The following is a 13,177-nucleotide window of genomic DNA, read 5'->3' as shown; positions in this document are numbered from 1 at the left end:
CTAGGATCGCCCCCCGTGGGCATCCAGATCACGCCGAGCATCCTCAACGCCGACTTCGCCGCGCTGGGCGCGGAGGTCGCACGCATCCCGAGCGCCGACATGGTCCACGTCGACGTGATGGACAACCACTTCGTGCCGAACCTGACCTTCGGCCCGACGATGGTCGAGGCCCTGGCGCGCGCGACCGACCTGCCGCTCGACGCGCACCTCATGATCGCGGACCCCGACCGCCACGCCCCGACGTACGTCGAGGCCGGCTGCGCCTCGGTGACGTTCCACGTCGAGGCCGCCGCCGCGCCCGTGCGCCTGGCGCGCGAGATCCGCGCCGCGGGCGGCCGGGCGAGCATGGCGCTGAAGCCGGCCACCCCCGTCGAGCCCTACGCCGACATGCTCGGCGAGCTGGACATGCTGCTGCTCATGACGGTCGAGCCCGGGTTCGGCGGCCAGAAGTTCCTCGACCTCGTGCTCCCCAAGATCCGCCGCGCCCGGGCGCTCCTCGACGCCCGGGGCGTGGAGTGCGCCCTCCAGGTCGACGGCGGCGTGTCGTTGGAGACCATCGAGCGGTGCGCCGCGGCCGGGGCGGACGTGTTCGTCGCCGGCAGCGCCGTCTACTCCGCCGACGACCCCGACGCCATGATCGGCGCCCTGCGCGCCGCGGGCGATGCCGCGCGCGCCGCGGGCGACGCCGCCCGCGCCCCGGCCTGACCCCCGCGCCCGAGCCCGCGTCCGGCCCCGCGTCCGGCCCCGCGTCAGGCCCCGCGTCAGGCCCCGCGTCCGGTCCCGCGTCCGGTCCCGCGTCCGCAGGGCGGGACGTCGCGGCCCGTCGGGGGCCGTGTGGCAGGATCCCGGGAGACGAGTTGACCAACTCGCGTGCACTGGGGTCGGTGAAATTCCGAGCCGGCGGTGAGAGTCCGCGACCCGGCCGCATCCAGCGGCCGGCTGACCAGGTGGGATTCCTGGACCGACGGTGAGAGTCCGGATGGGAAGCGCACGCACGTGGTCGCCGCGGTCCGACGCCCCTGCGTCGACCCGCGACGGTCCGCGCGCCCCCGGTGTCCGTGACCGACCGGGAAGACGCAGCGCATGACCAGCGACACCCCCCGCCCCGCCGACGGCGGCGCCACGCCCGCCGAGCGCGACGCGATGCGGCGCGCCCTCGTGCTGGCCCGCGAGCGCGGGCGCCCCGGGCCCAACCCCCGCGTCGGCTGCGTGCTCCTCGCCCCCGACGGCACCGAGCTCGCCGCCGGCGCGCACGCCGGGGCGGGTACGCCGCACGCCGAGGTCGTCGCGCTCACGGCCGCCGCGGACGCCGGGGTCGACGTGCGGGGCGCCACCGCCGTCGTCACCCTCGAGCCCTGCAACCACACCGGCCGCACCGGGCCCTGCGCCCAGGCGCTGCTCGCCGCCGGGGTGGCTCGGGTCGTCGTGGCGCAGAGCGACCCCACGCCGGCGGCCGCCGGGGGAGCCGCCACCCTGCGCGCCGCGGGCGTCGACGTCGTCACCGGCGTGCTCGTCGACGAGGTCGCGCCGCTCAACCGCGCGTGGACCACCGCGGTCACCCGCGGCCGTCCGTTCGTGACCTGGAAGTTCGCCGCCACCCTCGACGGGCGCAGCGCCGCCGCCGACGGCACCAGCCGCTGGATCAGCTCGCCCGCGGCCCGCGCCGACACCCACCGGCTGCGCGCCGAGGCCGACGTAGTGCTCGCCGGCACGGGCACCGTCGTCGACGACGACCCCCGCCTGACCGTGCGCGGCGCCGACGACCAGCCGCTCCCGGTGCAGCCGCTGCGCGCCGTGATGGGGCTGCGCGACGTACCCGCGGGCGCCCAGGTGCTCGACGACACGGCCCCGACCACCCACCTGCGCACCCGCGACCCCCACGAGGCGCTGGCGCTCCTCGCCGTGCGCGAGGCCCGCCACGTCTTCCTCGAGGGCGGCCCCACGCTGGCCGCCGCGTTCCTCGCCGCCGGTCTCGTCGACGAGGTCGTCGTGTACGTCGCGCCCCTGCTGCTGGGCGCCGGCCGCTCCGCCGTCGGCGACCTGGGCATCACCACGATCGCCGATGCGTTGCACCTGGAGGTGCTCGACGCGGCGACGGTCGGCACGGGTGCGGACACCAACGTCCGGCTCGTGCTCCGGCCCGTGGTGGCCGGCGCCGACGGCACCACCGGACCCACCGCAGCACCCCCCACCCCCACCCCCACCCCGACCCGGACGGAGATGATCTGACGTGTTCACCGGCATCGTCGAGGAGCTCGGCGCCATCGAGGCCGTCGAGCAGCAGGACGACGCGATCCGGCTCACCGTGCGCGCTGCCACCGTGCTCGGCGACACCCGTCTCGGCGACTCCATCGCCGTCGACGGCTGCTGCCTGACGGTCGCGAGCCGCGAGGACGGCACCTGGACCGCCGACGTCATGGCCGAGTCGCTGGCCCGCACGACGCTGGGCCGCCGCCGCGTCGGCGACGTCGTCAACCTCGAGCGCGCGGTCCGCGCCGACCAGCGCCTCGGCGGCCACGTCGTGCAGGGCCACGTCGACGCCGTCGGCGAGGTGGTCGACCGCCGCGCCAGCGAGCACTGGACGGTCGTCGAGGTCGCCTACCCCGAGAGCCTCGCGCGCTTCCTCGTCGAGAAGGGCTCCATCACGGTCGACGGCGTCAGCCTCACCCTGGTCGACGTCGGCGCGCGCACCTTCACCGTCAGCCTCATCCCCGAGACCCTGGCCCGCACGACGCTCGGCACCCGCGCCGTCGGCGAGCCGGTCAACCTCGAGGTCGACGTCATCGCCAAGCACGTGGAGCGCCTCGTCAGCGGCGGGTACGCCGACGAGCAGCTGGCGCGCATCGCCGGCGCCTCCCGGGCAGCGGACGCCCGCACCGCCGCGACCGACGGGGGCGAGGCGTGAGCCCGCTGGAGTGGCTGCTGCACGGCCAGCTCGCCGTCGGCGGCGGGTACCTCTCGGTCCCCGAGGTCGTGGGCAACGCCTTCGGCCTCGCGAGCGCCCTGCTCGGCATGCGCCGCGTCGTCTGGGCGTGGCCCGTCGGGCTCGTCGGCAACGTCCTGCTCTTCGGCGTCTTCGCCTGGGGCGAGCTCAGCAACGTCGTCGCCGACCCCCTGTGGGGCCAGGCGGGGCGGCAGGTCTTCTTCGCGGCCGTCGGCCTCTACGGCTGGTGGCGCTGGAGCCGCCTGCGCCGGGCGGGCGGGGCCGCGGACGGAGGGGCCGTCGTACCCCGCTGGGCCGGGCCGTCCGGCTGGCTCCAGCTCGCGGTCCTCGGGGTCGTGGGGTACGCCGCCGCGTACGCCGCGCTCACCCGCCTCGGCTCGTGGGGCCCGGCGACCGAGGCCTGGATCCTGGCCGGCTCGATGCTCGCCACCTACGGCATGGCCCGCGGCTGGGTGGAGTTCTGGCTGGTCTGGCTGGCCGTCGACGTCGTCGGCGTGACCACGCTGCTCGAGGCCGGCTACTACCCGACCGCGGCCATGTACGTCGTGTACGCCGCCTTCGTCGTGCTGGGCTTCGTCACCTGGTGGCGCGTCGAGCGCCGCCTGCACGCGCTGGCGCTGTCGGAGGCGCACGAGCCCACCGGGGCCCCGGCCGAGCCCCTCGCCCCCACCGTCCCCGCCGTCCCCGTCGCGACCGCCGAGGCGGCCGCAGCAAGGAGCACCCACCCGTGAGCACCACCGTCCGACTCGACAGCGTCGAGCGTGCCGTCGCCGACATCGCCGCGGGCAAGGCCGTCGTCGTGGTCGACGACGAGGACCGCGAGAACGAGGGCGACATCATCTTCGCCGCCGCCCGGGCCACACCCGAGCTCATGGCCTTCACGATCCGCCACTCCTCGGGCGTCATCTGCGCGCCGATGCCCGGCGAGATGCTCGACCGCCTCGAGATCCCGCTGATGACGCCGCACAACCGCGACAAGCTGCGCACGGCGTACACGATCTCGGTCGACGCCCGCGACGGCGTCTCCACGGGCATCAGCGCGGCGGACCGCGCTCACACGGTGCGCACGCTCGCCGACTCGGCGACCGAGCCGTGGGAGCTGACGCGGCCGGGGCACGTGTTCCCGCTGCGCTACCGCGAGGGCGGGGTGCTCGTGCGGCGCGGCCACACCGAGGCCGCCGTCGACCTCGCCCGCCTCGCCGGCCTCACGCCCGTCGGCGTGCTCGTCGAGGTCGTCAACGACGACGGCACGATGAAGCGCGGCCCCGAGCTGCGCGAGTTCGCCGACGAGCACGGCCTGGCGATGATCTCGATCGAGGAGCTGGTGCGCTACCGCCGCCGCGTCGAGCGTCACGCCGAGCGGGTGGCCGAGACCCGGCTGCCGACCACGCACGGCGAGCTCACGGCGTACGGCTACCGCATCAGCATCGACGGCTCCGAGCACGTCGCGCTCGTCGCCGGCGACCTCTCGGGTGACGAGCCGGTCCTGACCCGGGTGCACTCGGAGTGCCTCACCGGCGACGTCTTCGGCTCCCAGCGCTGCGACTGCGGCCCGCAGCTCGACGAGTCGATCGCCCGGATCGTGGCCGAGGGGCGCGGCGTCGTCGTCTACCTGCGCGGCCACGAGGGCCGGGGGATCGGCCTCGTCGCCAAGCTGCAGGCCTACGCGCTGCAGGACGGCGGCCGCGACACCGTCGACGCCAACCTCGACCTCGGGCTGCCCGCCGACGCCCGCCACTACGGCACCGCCACGCAGATCCTGCGCGACCTGGGCGTGCGGAGCGTGCGCCTGCTGACCAACAACCCGGAGAAGACCTCCAACCTCGAGGAGTACGGCGTGCACGTCGCCGAGCGCGTGCCGCTCGCCACGCTGCCCAACGACCACAACATCACCTACCTGCTCACCAAGCGGGACCGGATGGGCCACCAGCTCGACGGCCTCGACGGGTGGGCGCCCGCCGCGCCGGACCCGGCGGCGGCGGACGAGGCGGACCTCGTCGTCGACCCGCCCCACGTCGACCCGGTCACCCACGCCCGGCTCGTCGCCGAGCCGACCGGCAACGCCACCATCCCGCTGCACGACGACACCGCGGACACCGACGAAGGAGATGCCCGATGAGCGGCCACGGAGCCCCCGACCTGCGTCCCGGCGACGCCTCCGACCTGCGCGTGGCCGTGGTGGCCGCCTCCTGGCACGCCGAGGTGATGGACGGCCTGCTGGCCGGCACCCACCGGGCGCTGTCCGACGCCCGCGTCGCGGACCCGACGGTCGTCCGGGTGCCCGGCACGTTCGAGCTGCCCGTCGTGGCTGCCGCGCTGGCCCGCACCCACGACGCCGTCGTGGCGCTCGGCGTCGTGATCCGCGGCGGAACGCCGCACTTCGAGTACGTGTGCTCCGCAGCGACCGACGGCCTCAACCGGGTCGCGCTCGACGCCGGCACGCCCGTCGGCTTCGGCGTGCTGACCTGCGACACCGAGGCGCAGGCGCTGGACCGCGCCGGGCTGCCCGGGTCGGCCGAGGACAAGGGCTACGAGGCGACCTCGGCCGCGCTCGAGACCGCCGGGGTGCTGCGGGCCCTGTCCGGCGGCCCCGCCGGCACGCCGTAGGCTGCTGCCCCGTGAAGACGTTCGAGGAGCTCTGGACGGAGCTCGAGGACAAGGCCCGCACCCGCCCCGACGGGTCCGGCACCGTCGCCGCCCTGGACGCCGGGGTGCACTCCATCGGCAAGAAGCTCGTCGAGGAGGCGGCCGAGGTCTGGATGGCCGCGCGGTTCGAGTCGAAGGAGCAGGTCGCGCTGGAGGTCAGCCAGCTGCTGTACCACGCGCAGGTCATGCTGCTGGCGAGCGGCGTCACGCTCGACGACGTCTACTCCCATCTGTGAGCGCCCCGGCCCCCTCCCGCTCACCCTCGAAGGACGACTGAGTTGACCAGCACCACCACCCCCGACCTGCTGCGCGTCGCCGTGCCCAACAAGGGCGCGCTGTCGACCGCGGCGGCCGGCATCCTCACCGAGTCCGGCTACCAGCAGCGCACGGACTCGAAGCGGCTGACGCTGATCGACACCGAGAACGGCGTCGAGTTCTTCTACCTGCGTCCGCGCGACATCGCGCTCTACGTCGCCGACGGCACCCTCGACATCGGCATCACGGGCCGCGACCTGCTGCGCGACTCCGGCGCCCAGGCCGAGGAGGCGCTGCCGCTCGGCTTCGGCCGCTCGCGGTTCTTCTTCGCCGGCCCCGCCGGCCGCTACTCCGACGTCGCGGACCTGCAGGGGCTGCGCATCGCCACGTCGTACGTCGGAGTGGTCGAGGCCTACCTCGCCGAGCGCGGCATCGAGGCGACGGTGACCCGCCTCGACGGCGCGGTCGAGACCAGCATCCAGCTCGGGGTGGCCGACGTGATCGCCGACGTCGTCGAGACCGGCTCCACCCTGCGCCAGGCGGGTCTCGAGACCTTCGGCGACGTGGTGCTGGAGTCGGAGGCGGTCCTCATCACCCGCGCCGGCGCCACGCCCCCGGCCGGGCTGACCATCTTCAAGCGCCGCATCGAGGGCGTCCTCGTGGCCCGCAGCTACGTGATGATGGACTACGACATCGCCGAGGAGCACGTGGCGGCCGCCGTCGCGCTGGCCCCGGGCATCGAGTCGCCGACCATCTCGCCGCTGCGCCGCGACGGGTGGGTGGCCGTGCGCGTCATGGTGCCCCGCGCCGGCGCGCAGCGCCTCATGGACGACCTCTACGACACCGGCGCCCGCGGCATCCTGACGACGGAGATCCATGCCTGCCGGCTCTGACGGCGCGCCCGCCCGCCCGGCCCTGCCCCGCACGTGGCGCCCGCTGGGCACGCGGCTCGCGGGCTTCGTCGCCGGCGGCACGGTCGCGGCCGCGGCGGTAGCGGCGTGGTTCCTGCTCGACCCCGAGATCCGCGACCGGTTCGGGATCTTCGAGCGCGTCCTGATGGTCGTCCTCACCGGCCTGGCCGCCGCCGTGTGGTGGGGCCTGCTGCGGTGCCGCGTGACGGCGCGCGAGGACGGCCTCGTCGTCGTGAACGGCTACCGGCGCTACGAGTACGGCTGGGCGCAGGTGGTGGCCGTGCGCATGCCGGTCGGCGCCCCGTGGGCCACGCTCGACCTCTCCGACGGGACCTCCCGCCCGACGCTCGGCATCCAGTCGTCCGACGGCGGGCGCGCCCAGGCCGCCGTGCGCGAGCTGCGCGCCCTCGTCGACGCCTCCTAGGAGGGCGACGCACCCCCGATGCACCCGCCGGCACATCCGTACCGGCGTATCCCTGTCGGCGGGGCCCCAGCCGTGGTGGACTCGTCGTCGTGGACATCGGGGGATGGGACGTGGAGCTCCGCACCGGGGGCCGGTCGTGGCGCGTGGTGGCGCGGCGCTGCGACGCCGTGGCGCTGGAGGTCGACCTGGCGCCGGGCGAGGGCGTGCAGCGCATCTCGTTCGGCAGCTCCTACCGCCCCGTGGTGCCGCCGGGCCGGTCGCTCGAGGGCATCTTCAGCTGCTCGACCGACGACTGCGACCCGCACGTCGTGCTGACGTGGCACACCGAGGCCGGCGCGCGGGAGACCCGCACCATCGCGCTCGAGCAGGTCTGAGCCCCGTCAACCGTCGAGCCGGCCGAGCGCGTCGAGGCGCAGGTCGGCGGCGGCGCGCGTGCCCTGCGCGCTGAAGTGCGCCTGCTCGGCGCGGCCCCACCCGTGCCAGTGCTCCTCCACCGCGGCGCCGTCGCGCTCCAGCCCGCGGCGCAGCCGCAGCGCCGGCGGGGCCTCCACCCACACCAGCAGGCTCCGGTACGGCGCCAGCACCCCCGCGCCCGCCCCGACGCCCTCGAGCACCACGACGTCCCCGGGGCCCACGGGGCCGAGCCGGCGGGTCTCGGCGAAGGCACCGGCGTACCAGTCGTAGCGGCGGTAGGTGCCGACCCCGCCGGCGGCCAGCGGGCCCACGACGTCGCGCGCGAGTCGGCCGGGCGCGGCGTCCAGCCCGTCCCACCCCTCGTAGTGGTCGTCCATGTGGAGCACGGTGACGGCCCCGCCCACCCGGTCGTCGGCGGTGAGGGCGGTCGCCAGCGCGCCGGCCGCCGTGGTCTTGCCCGACCCGGCCGGGCCGTCGACGCAGAGCAGGCGGGCCGCGCCGCACCGCGCCGGGGCGGCGAGCAGGTGGCCGAGGACGGCGTCGAGGGTGGCCCCGGGCAGGGGGCCGTGCGCGGCGGGCGCCGCGGGGGTCGGGGCGTCCACCTCAGCCGAGGGCGAGGCCCGCGCCCCGGTACGTCGGCACGGTCCGCTCGACGGCGCGGCCGCGGACCAGGTGCACGACGTCGGTGTGCTCGAACGGCTCGCCCGACTTGGCGTGGCGGAACCACACCAGGTCACCCACCGCGAGCGCGTCCGCGCCGGGTCCGACCAGCGGGGTCTGCACCTCCCCGGCACCCTCGAGCCCGGTGAGCTCGAGCCCGGGCGGCGCCCAGGGGAGGGGGAGGCGGTCGGGCCCGGCGGCGCCCGACGCGGCGTACCCGCCGCCGTGGACGGTCGCGACGCCCGGCCCGGGACGGCGCGTGACGGGGACGGCGTAGAAGGCCGCCGGCCGGGGCGCGAAGGAGCGGTAGTGGTCGAAGAGCCCGGGCACCAGCAGCCCGGAGCCCGCCGCGACCTCGGTGACCGACGGGTCGGCGGCCGTCTCCGCCACGGAGCCGGACCCCCCGGCGTTGAGGAACTCGATCGGGCCGAGGTCGGCGAGGGCCGCCACGAGCTCGGCGCGCCGCTCGCGCAGCTGGCGTAGAGACGCGCGCTTGAGCTGCCGCACGACCGCCATCCGCGGCCCGCGCCCCGGCACGTCGTCGGCGACGCCCGCGACCTGGCCCTCGTACGTCATGACCCCGACCAGCACGAAGCCCGGCCGCTCCACCACGGCGCGGGCCAACGCGACCGCGTCGGCGACGCTGCGCAGGGGGGAGCGCTTCGGCCCGACGTGCGTGCCGCCCGGACCGTGGAACCCCGCGTCGACGTCGAGCGCGACCCGCACGGGCACGGCCCGGGACGCGCGCACGCCGTCGACCGCGTCGAGGTGAGCGACGTCGTCCACCATGAGCGTGACGGCGCCCGCCGCGGACGGCGAGGACGTGAGCCGGGTCAGGGCGGCGCGGTCGACGGTGGGGTAGCCGACCACGACGTCGTCGCTGATGCCCTGCTCGTGCAGCCACAGCGCCTCGGCCAGGGTGTAGCCGAGCACGCCCGCGAAGCCGTCGGTGGCCAGCGCGCGCCGCAGCAGCTCGGGCACGCGCAGCGACTTCGACGCCACCCGCAGGGGGGTGCCGCCCGCGCGGCGCACGAGGTCGGCGGCGTTGGCGTCGAACGCGTCGAGGTCGACGACGGCGGCGGGCGTGGCGGCCGGTGCCGGCAGACCGGCCAGCGCGGCGCCCAGGCGGTCGCCGAGCCGGTGCCGCTCGGCGAGCCCGGCGACGACGTCCGGGCGGGGGGTCACTGGATCCCGCGGCGGCGCAGGAGCGCCTCGATGTCGGCGAGCTCGTCGTCCACCGGTGCGGCCCCGGCGGGCGGACGCCCGGCCCCGCGGGCGGGAGGCTCGGTGCGGCCGGCCCCGCGACCTGCACCGCGGGCCTGCGTCGGGGGGACGGCGCGTGTCCCGTCGCCGGCGGGGACCGCGCGGGGCCGGGGCGTGGTGCCCAGGCCGCGGGCGGCGAGCACGCCGCCCAGCACGATGAGCAGGGCACCGGCGCCGGCCAGCGCGACCCCCGTCCACACGACGGGGGAGAAGACGAGGCCGCTCGCCCAGTCGCCGACCTCGACGGCGACGTCGCCCGCGAGCTCGAGGGTGCCCGTGAGGTACGCGGCGGGGGCGAGGAGCGTGAGGCCCGCCCCGCGCACCGCGGAGGCGACGCCCCGGGCGCGCCACGCGTAGACGGTCCACGCCGCGCCGAGCGCGGTCAGCACGGCGGCCAGGGCGAGCCAGGTCGAGTCCACCCGGCCACCCTAGCCACCGACGGCGCCCCCGGCTGCCGGTCGCGGCTGCGGGTCGCGGCTGCCGGTCGTGGGTGCCGGTGCGGCTGCGATGATGGGCGGGTGGACGAGCAGCGCGCGCCGGGAGCCCCGGAGCCCCAGGACCGGTTCGTCGGGCGCACGATCCCCGACCCGGGGTTCGCCGACGACTCCGGTGCCGCCGACCCCGCGCTGCGCGCCGTCCTCGCGGCGTACGACGCGGGCCGCGCCGACCACGGCGCGGCGCTGGCGGCGCTGCTCGAGGCCCGGCTGCTGGTGCCGGTCGTCGCGATCCTCGGCGAGGTCGAGATCGACGACGCCGGCCTCGCGCACGACAAGAGCAGCGACATGGCCACGGTGCTCGTGACCGGACGCGACGGGCGCCAGGCCCTGCTGGCCTTCACGGGGCACGACAGCCTCGCGCGCTGGCGTGCCGACGCGCGCCCGGTCCCCGTCGCCACCGAGCTGGCGGCGCGCTCGGCGATCCAGGACGGCGCGGCCGCCCTCGTCGTCGACATCGCCGGGCCGTCCCGGTTCGTGGTCGCGGGCGAGGACCTCGAGGCCGCGGCCCGGGGCTGGCGGCTCGGTCGGGTCGCCGACGGCTACGCCTGGATTGGCGCGCCCGCGGAATAGTCCGCTAGTCTCCCTCGTTGACCGATCAGTGGTGACCTGCGTCCGCAGGCCGCCGCCGATCTCCAAGCGGAGACCAGCAGCACCCGTCTCCCACCCGCACCGACCGATCGGGCCCAGCGCCCACCAGGTCGTCGGGTCCGGTCGGGCTCCCCGCCTCGGCGTGGTGGCCCACGCAGGGCGTCGCCCGGGATGGAACCCGTGGTGCGTCGTGCGGCGACGTCGTCGCGACTGGCTTCCGCTTGTTCGTCAGCGGGAGCCTTTTCTGCTTCCCGGGGCCCGTCCAGGGCCGCCGGGGTGCGACGAGGAACCCGTCCGCCGTGCCAACCAGGAGGACACATCAGCACCGAGCTGCGCATCAACGATCGGATCCGGGTCTCCGAGGTCCGACTTGTCGGTCCCAACGGCGAGACCGTCGGCATCGTCCCCACGGGCGACGCCCTCCGACTCGCGCAGGAAGCCGGTCTCGACCTGGTCGAGGTCGCTCCCATGGCGCGCCCGCCGGTCTGCAAGCTGATGGACTACGGCAAGTTCCGCTACGAGACGGCCCAGAAGGCCCGCGAGGCCCGACGGAACCAGTCGAACGTGATCATCAAGGAGATGAAGCTCCGGCCGAAGATCGACGCGCACGACTACGAGACCAAGAAGGGTCACGTCGTGCGGTTCCTCAAGGCCGGGGACAAGGTCAAGATCACGATCATGTTCCGCGGCCGCGAGCAGCACCGTCCCGAGCTCGGGTTCCGGCTGCTGCAGCGCCTGGCCGACGACGTCGAGGAGCTGGGCTTCGTCGAGTCGTCGCCCAAGCAGGACGGCCGCAACATGATCATGGTCCTGGGTCCGCACAAGAAGAAGGCGGATGCCCGCGTCGAGGCCGAGGCCGAGAAGGCGTCGCGCGCCGCGGAGCGGGCCGAGGCCGTGGCGGAGGAGCGCGCCGAGCGCGACGCCGCCCACGCGGCCGGGCCGGTGGCGCAGAAGAAGGAGCGCCGCCGCTCCGAGAACCTCGACCCCGAGATCGACGCCTGAGCGACGCGTCCCGGACCCGGTCCGCGACGACGAGACGACGACGTACGCCGTCGGCCACCCCCCGGTGGTCGACACGAGAAGAGAGTGAATCGACATGCCGAAGAACAAGAGCCACTCCGGTGCGGGCAAGCGCTTCCGGGTGACCGGCAGCGGCAAGATCCTGCGGGAGAAGGCCGGCAAGCGCCACAACCTCGAGAAGAAGCCCTCGAAGGTCACGCGGCGCATGACGGGCACGGTCGAGGTCGCCAAGGCCGACGTCCCCCGCGCCAAGAAGATGCTGGGTCTCTGACCTTCCCCACCCCGTGGCGGCGGGCCAGGCCCGCCCCGCACCCGATCTGAACGAGGAGCAACAACGTGGCACGCGTCAAGCGGGCAGTGAACGCCCAGAAGAAGCGCCGGACGACCCTCGAGCGCGCCAGCGGCTACCGCGGCCAGCGCTCGCGCCTGTACCGCAAGGCGAAGGAGCAGGTCACCCACTCGCTGGTCTACAGCTACAACGACCGGCGCAAGAACAAGGGCAACTTCCGTCGCCTGTGGATCCAGCGCATCAACGCCGCCGCGCGTGCGCAGGGCATGACCTACAACCGCTTCATCCAGGGCCTGAACCTGGCGGGCGTCGAGGTCGACCGCAAGATCCTCGCCGAGCTGGCCGTCAACGACCCGGCCGCGTTCACCGCGCTCGTGGAGACGGCCAAGGCCGCTCTCCCCGACGACGTCAACGCCGCGAAGGTCTCGGCCTGACCGCCAGCCCGCTCGCGCCCGGCAACCCCCGGGTCAAGGAAGCGCGCAAGCTCAGCCGCCGCTCGGTACGCACCGAGCGGCGGCTGTTCCTCGTGGACGGCCCGAAGGCCGTCGAGGGCGCGCTCGAGGTCCCCGGCCGCGTGCGCGAGGTCTTCGTGACCCCCGCGGCCGCCGAGCGGTACGCCGACCTGCTGGCCGCCGTACCCCCGACCACGCCCGTGCGGCTCGTCGAGGAGCGCGCGCTCGCGGGTCTCAGCGACGCCGTCACGCCGGCGGGCATCGTCGCCACCTGCGACCTGCTCGACGTGCCGCTCGCCGACGTGCTGACGCCCGCGCCACGGCTGCTGGCCCTGTGTGCCGACGTGCGCGACCCCGGCAACGCCGGCACGGTCGTGCGCTGCGCCGACGCCGCCGGCGCCGACGGGGTGGTCCTCCTCGGCGACGCGGTCGACCCGCACAACGCCAAGACGGTCCGCGCCAGCGTGGGCAGCGTCTTCCACCTGCCGCTCGCCCAGGTGCCCGACGCGGCTGCGGGCGTGGCCGCCGTGCGCGCCGCCGGCGTGCAGGTGCTCGCCGCGGACGGAGCGGGCGACGTCGACCTGTTCGAGGCGGAGGCCGCCGGTCTCCTCGACGGTCCGACCGCCTGGCTGCTCGGCAACGAGGCCCGGGGCCTGCCCGCCGCGCTCGCCGCGGCCGCCGACCACGTGGTGCGCATCCCGATCCACGGCCGCGCGGAGAGCCTGAACCTGGCGACCGCCGCCGCGCTGTGCCTCTACGCCAGCGCGCGGGCCCAGCGGTCGGTGCCGCGGGACACCCCCGCGCCGTAGCATCG

18 protein-coding genes and 1 riboswitch are annotated in these 13,177 nt (G+C 75.8%); of the genes, 15 read left to right on the top strand and 3 right to left on the bottom strand.

What is annotated here, in order from left to right; translation table 11 throughout:
* Window positions 1–15 precede the first annotated feature (15 nt).
* The 10 genes from rpe to INN71_RS16610 all read left to right on the top strand — a co-directional run bounded on the left by rpe (window position 16) and on the right by INN71_RS16610 (window position 7,554).
* Window positions 16–705 carry a ribulose-phosphate 3-epimerase gene (gene rpe, locus INN71_RS16655; RefSeq protein ID WP_277501495.1) on the top strand — a complete coding sequence of 230 codons (690 nt, stop codon included), beginning with the start codon at window positions 16–18 and terminating at the stop codon, window positions 703–705.
* A 161-nt stretch (window positions 706–866) separates the two neighbouring features.
* Window positions 867–996, top strand: a riboswitch (FMN riboswitch).
* Window positions 997–1,083: 87 nt separating this feature from the next.
* Window positions 1,084–2,229, top strand: coding sequence for a bifunctional diaminohydroxyphosphoribosylaminopyrimidine deaminase/5-amino-6-(5-phosphoribosylamino)uracil reductase RibD (gene ribD, locus INN71_RS16650; protein ID WP_277500652.1), 1,146 nt, complete (start codon window positions 1,084–1,086; stop codon window positions 2,227–2,229).
* 1 nt (window position 2,230) lies between these two features.
* Window positions 2,231–2,905 (top strand): riboflavin synthase, encoded by a 675-nt coding sequence (locus INN71_RS16645; protein ID WP_277500653.1) that lies wholly within the window; start codon window positions 2,231–2,233, stop codon window positions 2,903–2,905.
* A complete protein-coding gene (pnuC, locus tag INN71_RS16640; protein WP_277500654.1) occupies window positions 2,902–3,675 on the top strand; it encodes a nicotinamide riboside transporter PnuC in 774 nt (257 codons plus the stop codon). The genes INN71_RS16645 and pnuC overlap by 4 nt, the downstream gene beginning before the upstream one ends.
* On the top strand, window positions 3,672–5,063 hold the full coding sequence (locus INN71_RS16635) for a bifunctional 3,4-dihydroxy-2-butanone-4-phosphate synthase/GTP cyclohydrolase II (RefSeq protein ID WP_277500655.1): 1,392 nt from the start codon (window positions 3,672–3,674) through the stop codon (window positions 5,061–5,063). The genes pnuC and INN71_RS16635 overlap by 4 nt, the downstream gene beginning before the upstream one ends.
* Window positions 5,060–5,551, top strand: a complete 492-nt coding sequence (gene ribH, locus INN71_RS16630; protein ID WP_277500656.1) for a 6,7-dimethyl-8-ribityllumazine synthase — start codon at window positions 5,060–5,062, stop codon at window positions 5,549–5,551. The genes INN71_RS16635 and ribH overlap by 4 nt, the downstream gene beginning before the upstream one ends.
* A gap of 11 nt (window positions 5,552–5,562) precedes the next feature.
* On the top strand, window positions 5,563–5,826 hold the full coding sequence (locus INN71_RS16625) for a phosphoribosyl-ATP diphosphatase (RefSeq protein WP_277500657.1): 264 nt from the start codon (window positions 5,563–5,565) through the stop codon (window positions 5,824–5,826).
* A 42-nt stretch (window positions 5,827–5,868) separates the two neighbouring features.
* Window positions 5,869–6,738 (top strand): ATP phosphoribosyltransferase, encoded by an 870-nt coding sequence (gene hisG, locus INN71_RS16620; protein ID WP_277500658.1) that lies wholly within the window; start codon window positions 5,869–5,871, stop codon window positions 6,736–6,738.
* Window positions 6,722–7,180, top strand: coding sequence for a PH domain-containing protein (locus INN71_RS16615; protein ID WP_277500659.1), 459 nt, complete (start codon window positions 6,722–6,724; stop codon window positions 7,178–7,180). Before hisG ends, INN71_RS16615 begins: the two co-directional genes overlap by 17 nt.
* An 89-nt stretch (window positions 7,181–7,269) precedes the next feature.
* Window positions 7,270–7,554 carry a hypothetical protein gene (locus tag INN71_RS16610; protein WP_277500660.1) on the top strand — a complete coding sequence of 95 codons (285 nt, stop codon included), beginning with the start codon at window positions 7,270–7,272 and terminating at the stop codon, window positions 7,552–7,554.
* Window positions 7,555–7,560: 6 nt separating this feature from the next.
* On the opposite strand, the gene INN71_RS16605 is transcribed toward INN71_RS16610, so the two are convergent.
* From INN71_RS16605 to INN71_RS16595, 3 genes are read right to left on the bottom strand one after another with little or no spacing between them, the layout of a single operon-like run.
* Entirely contained in the window at window positions 7,561–8,196 is a 636-nt protein-coding gene (locus INN71_RS16605; RefSeq protein ID WP_277500661.1) for a uridine kinase, read from the bottom strand.
* A gap of 1 nt (window position 8,197) precedes the next feature.
* Window positions 8,198–9,439 (bottom strand): alanine racemase, encoded by a 1,242-nt coding sequence (locus tag INN71_RS16600; RefSeq protein ID WP_277500662.1) that lies wholly within the window; start codon window positions 9,437–9,439, stop codon window positions 8,198–8,200.
* On the bottom strand, window positions 9,436–9,936 hold the full coding sequence (locus INN71_RS16595; protein WP_277500663.1) for a hypothetical protein: 501 nt from the start codon (window positions 9,934–9,936) through the stop codon (window positions 9,436–9,438). The genes INN71_RS16600 and INN71_RS16595 overlap by 4 nt, the downstream gene beginning before the upstream one ends.
* A 99-nt stretch (window positions 9,937–10,035) precedes the next feature.
* Here INN71_RS16595 and INN71_RS16590 point away from each other — a divergent pair, with 99 nt between their 5' ends.
* The 5 genes from INN71_RS16590 (at window position 10,036) to INN71_RS16570 (ending at window position 13,172) form a co-directional block, all read left to right on the top strand.
* Window positions 10,036–10,584: an SseB family protein gene (locus INN71_RS16590; RefSeq protein WP_277500664.1), complete on the top strand. Its 549-nt coding sequence runs from the start codon at window positions 10,036–10,038 to the stop codon at window positions 10,582–10,584.
* 294 nt (window positions 10,585–10,878) lie between these two features.
* Complete coding sequence (infC, locus tag INN71_RS16585) at window positions 10,879–11,604, top strand: translation initiation factor IF-3 (RefSeq protein ID WP_277500665.1); 726 nt, start codon at window positions 10,879–10,881, stop codon at window positions 11,602–11,604.
* Window positions 11,605–11,698: 94 nt separating this feature from the next.
* Complete coding sequence (rpmI, locus tag INN71_RS16580) at window positions 11,699–11,893, top strand: 50S ribosomal protein L35 (RefSeq protein WP_157339999.1); 195 nt, start codon at window positions 11,699–11,701, stop codon at window positions 11,891–11,893.
* A 65-nt stretch (window positions 11,894–11,958) separates the two neighbouring features.
* Window positions 11,959–12,345: a 50S ribosomal protein L20 gene (gene rplT, locus INN71_RS16575; protein ID WP_277500667.1), complete on the top strand. Its 387-nt coding sequence runs from the start codon at window positions 11,959–11,961 to the stop codon at window positions 12,343–12,345.
* A gap of 92 nt (window positions 12,346–12,437) precedes the next feature.
* A complete protein-coding gene (locus INN71_RS16570) occupies window positions 12,438–13,172 on the top strand; it encodes an RNA methyltransferase (protein ID WP_346813180.1) in 735 nt (244 codons plus the stop codon).
* Window positions 13,173–13,177: the final 5 nt, after the last annotated feature.

Origin of the sequence: Nocardioides sp. ChNu-153 (assembly GCF_030466625.1) — a bacterium.
Taxonomy (GTDB): Bacteria; Actinomycetota; Actinomycetes; order Propionibacteriales; family Nocardioidaceae; genus Nocardioides.
Note: the sequence above shows the minus strand (reverse complement) of the source record. Positions and strands in the feature narration are given on the sequence as shown.

Bases quoted from the DNA above. Each gene is read 5' to 3' on its own strand.
- ribD (WP_277500652.1), top strand. From the start codon at position 1,084: ATGACCAGCGACACCCCCCGCCCCGCCGACGGCGGCGCCACGCCCGCC.
- ribH (WP_277500656.1), top strand. From the start codon at position 5,060: ATGAGCGGCCACGGAGCCCCCGACCTGCGTCCCGGCGACGCCTCCGAC.
- rpmI (WP_157339999.1), top strand. From the start codon at position 11,699: ATGCCGAAGAACAAGAGCCACTCCGGTGCGGGCAAGCGCTTCCGGGTG.
- INN71_RS16615 (WP_277500659.1), top strand. From the start codon at position 6,722: ATGCCTGCCGGCTCTGACGGCGCGCCCGCCCGCCCGGCCCTGCCCCGC.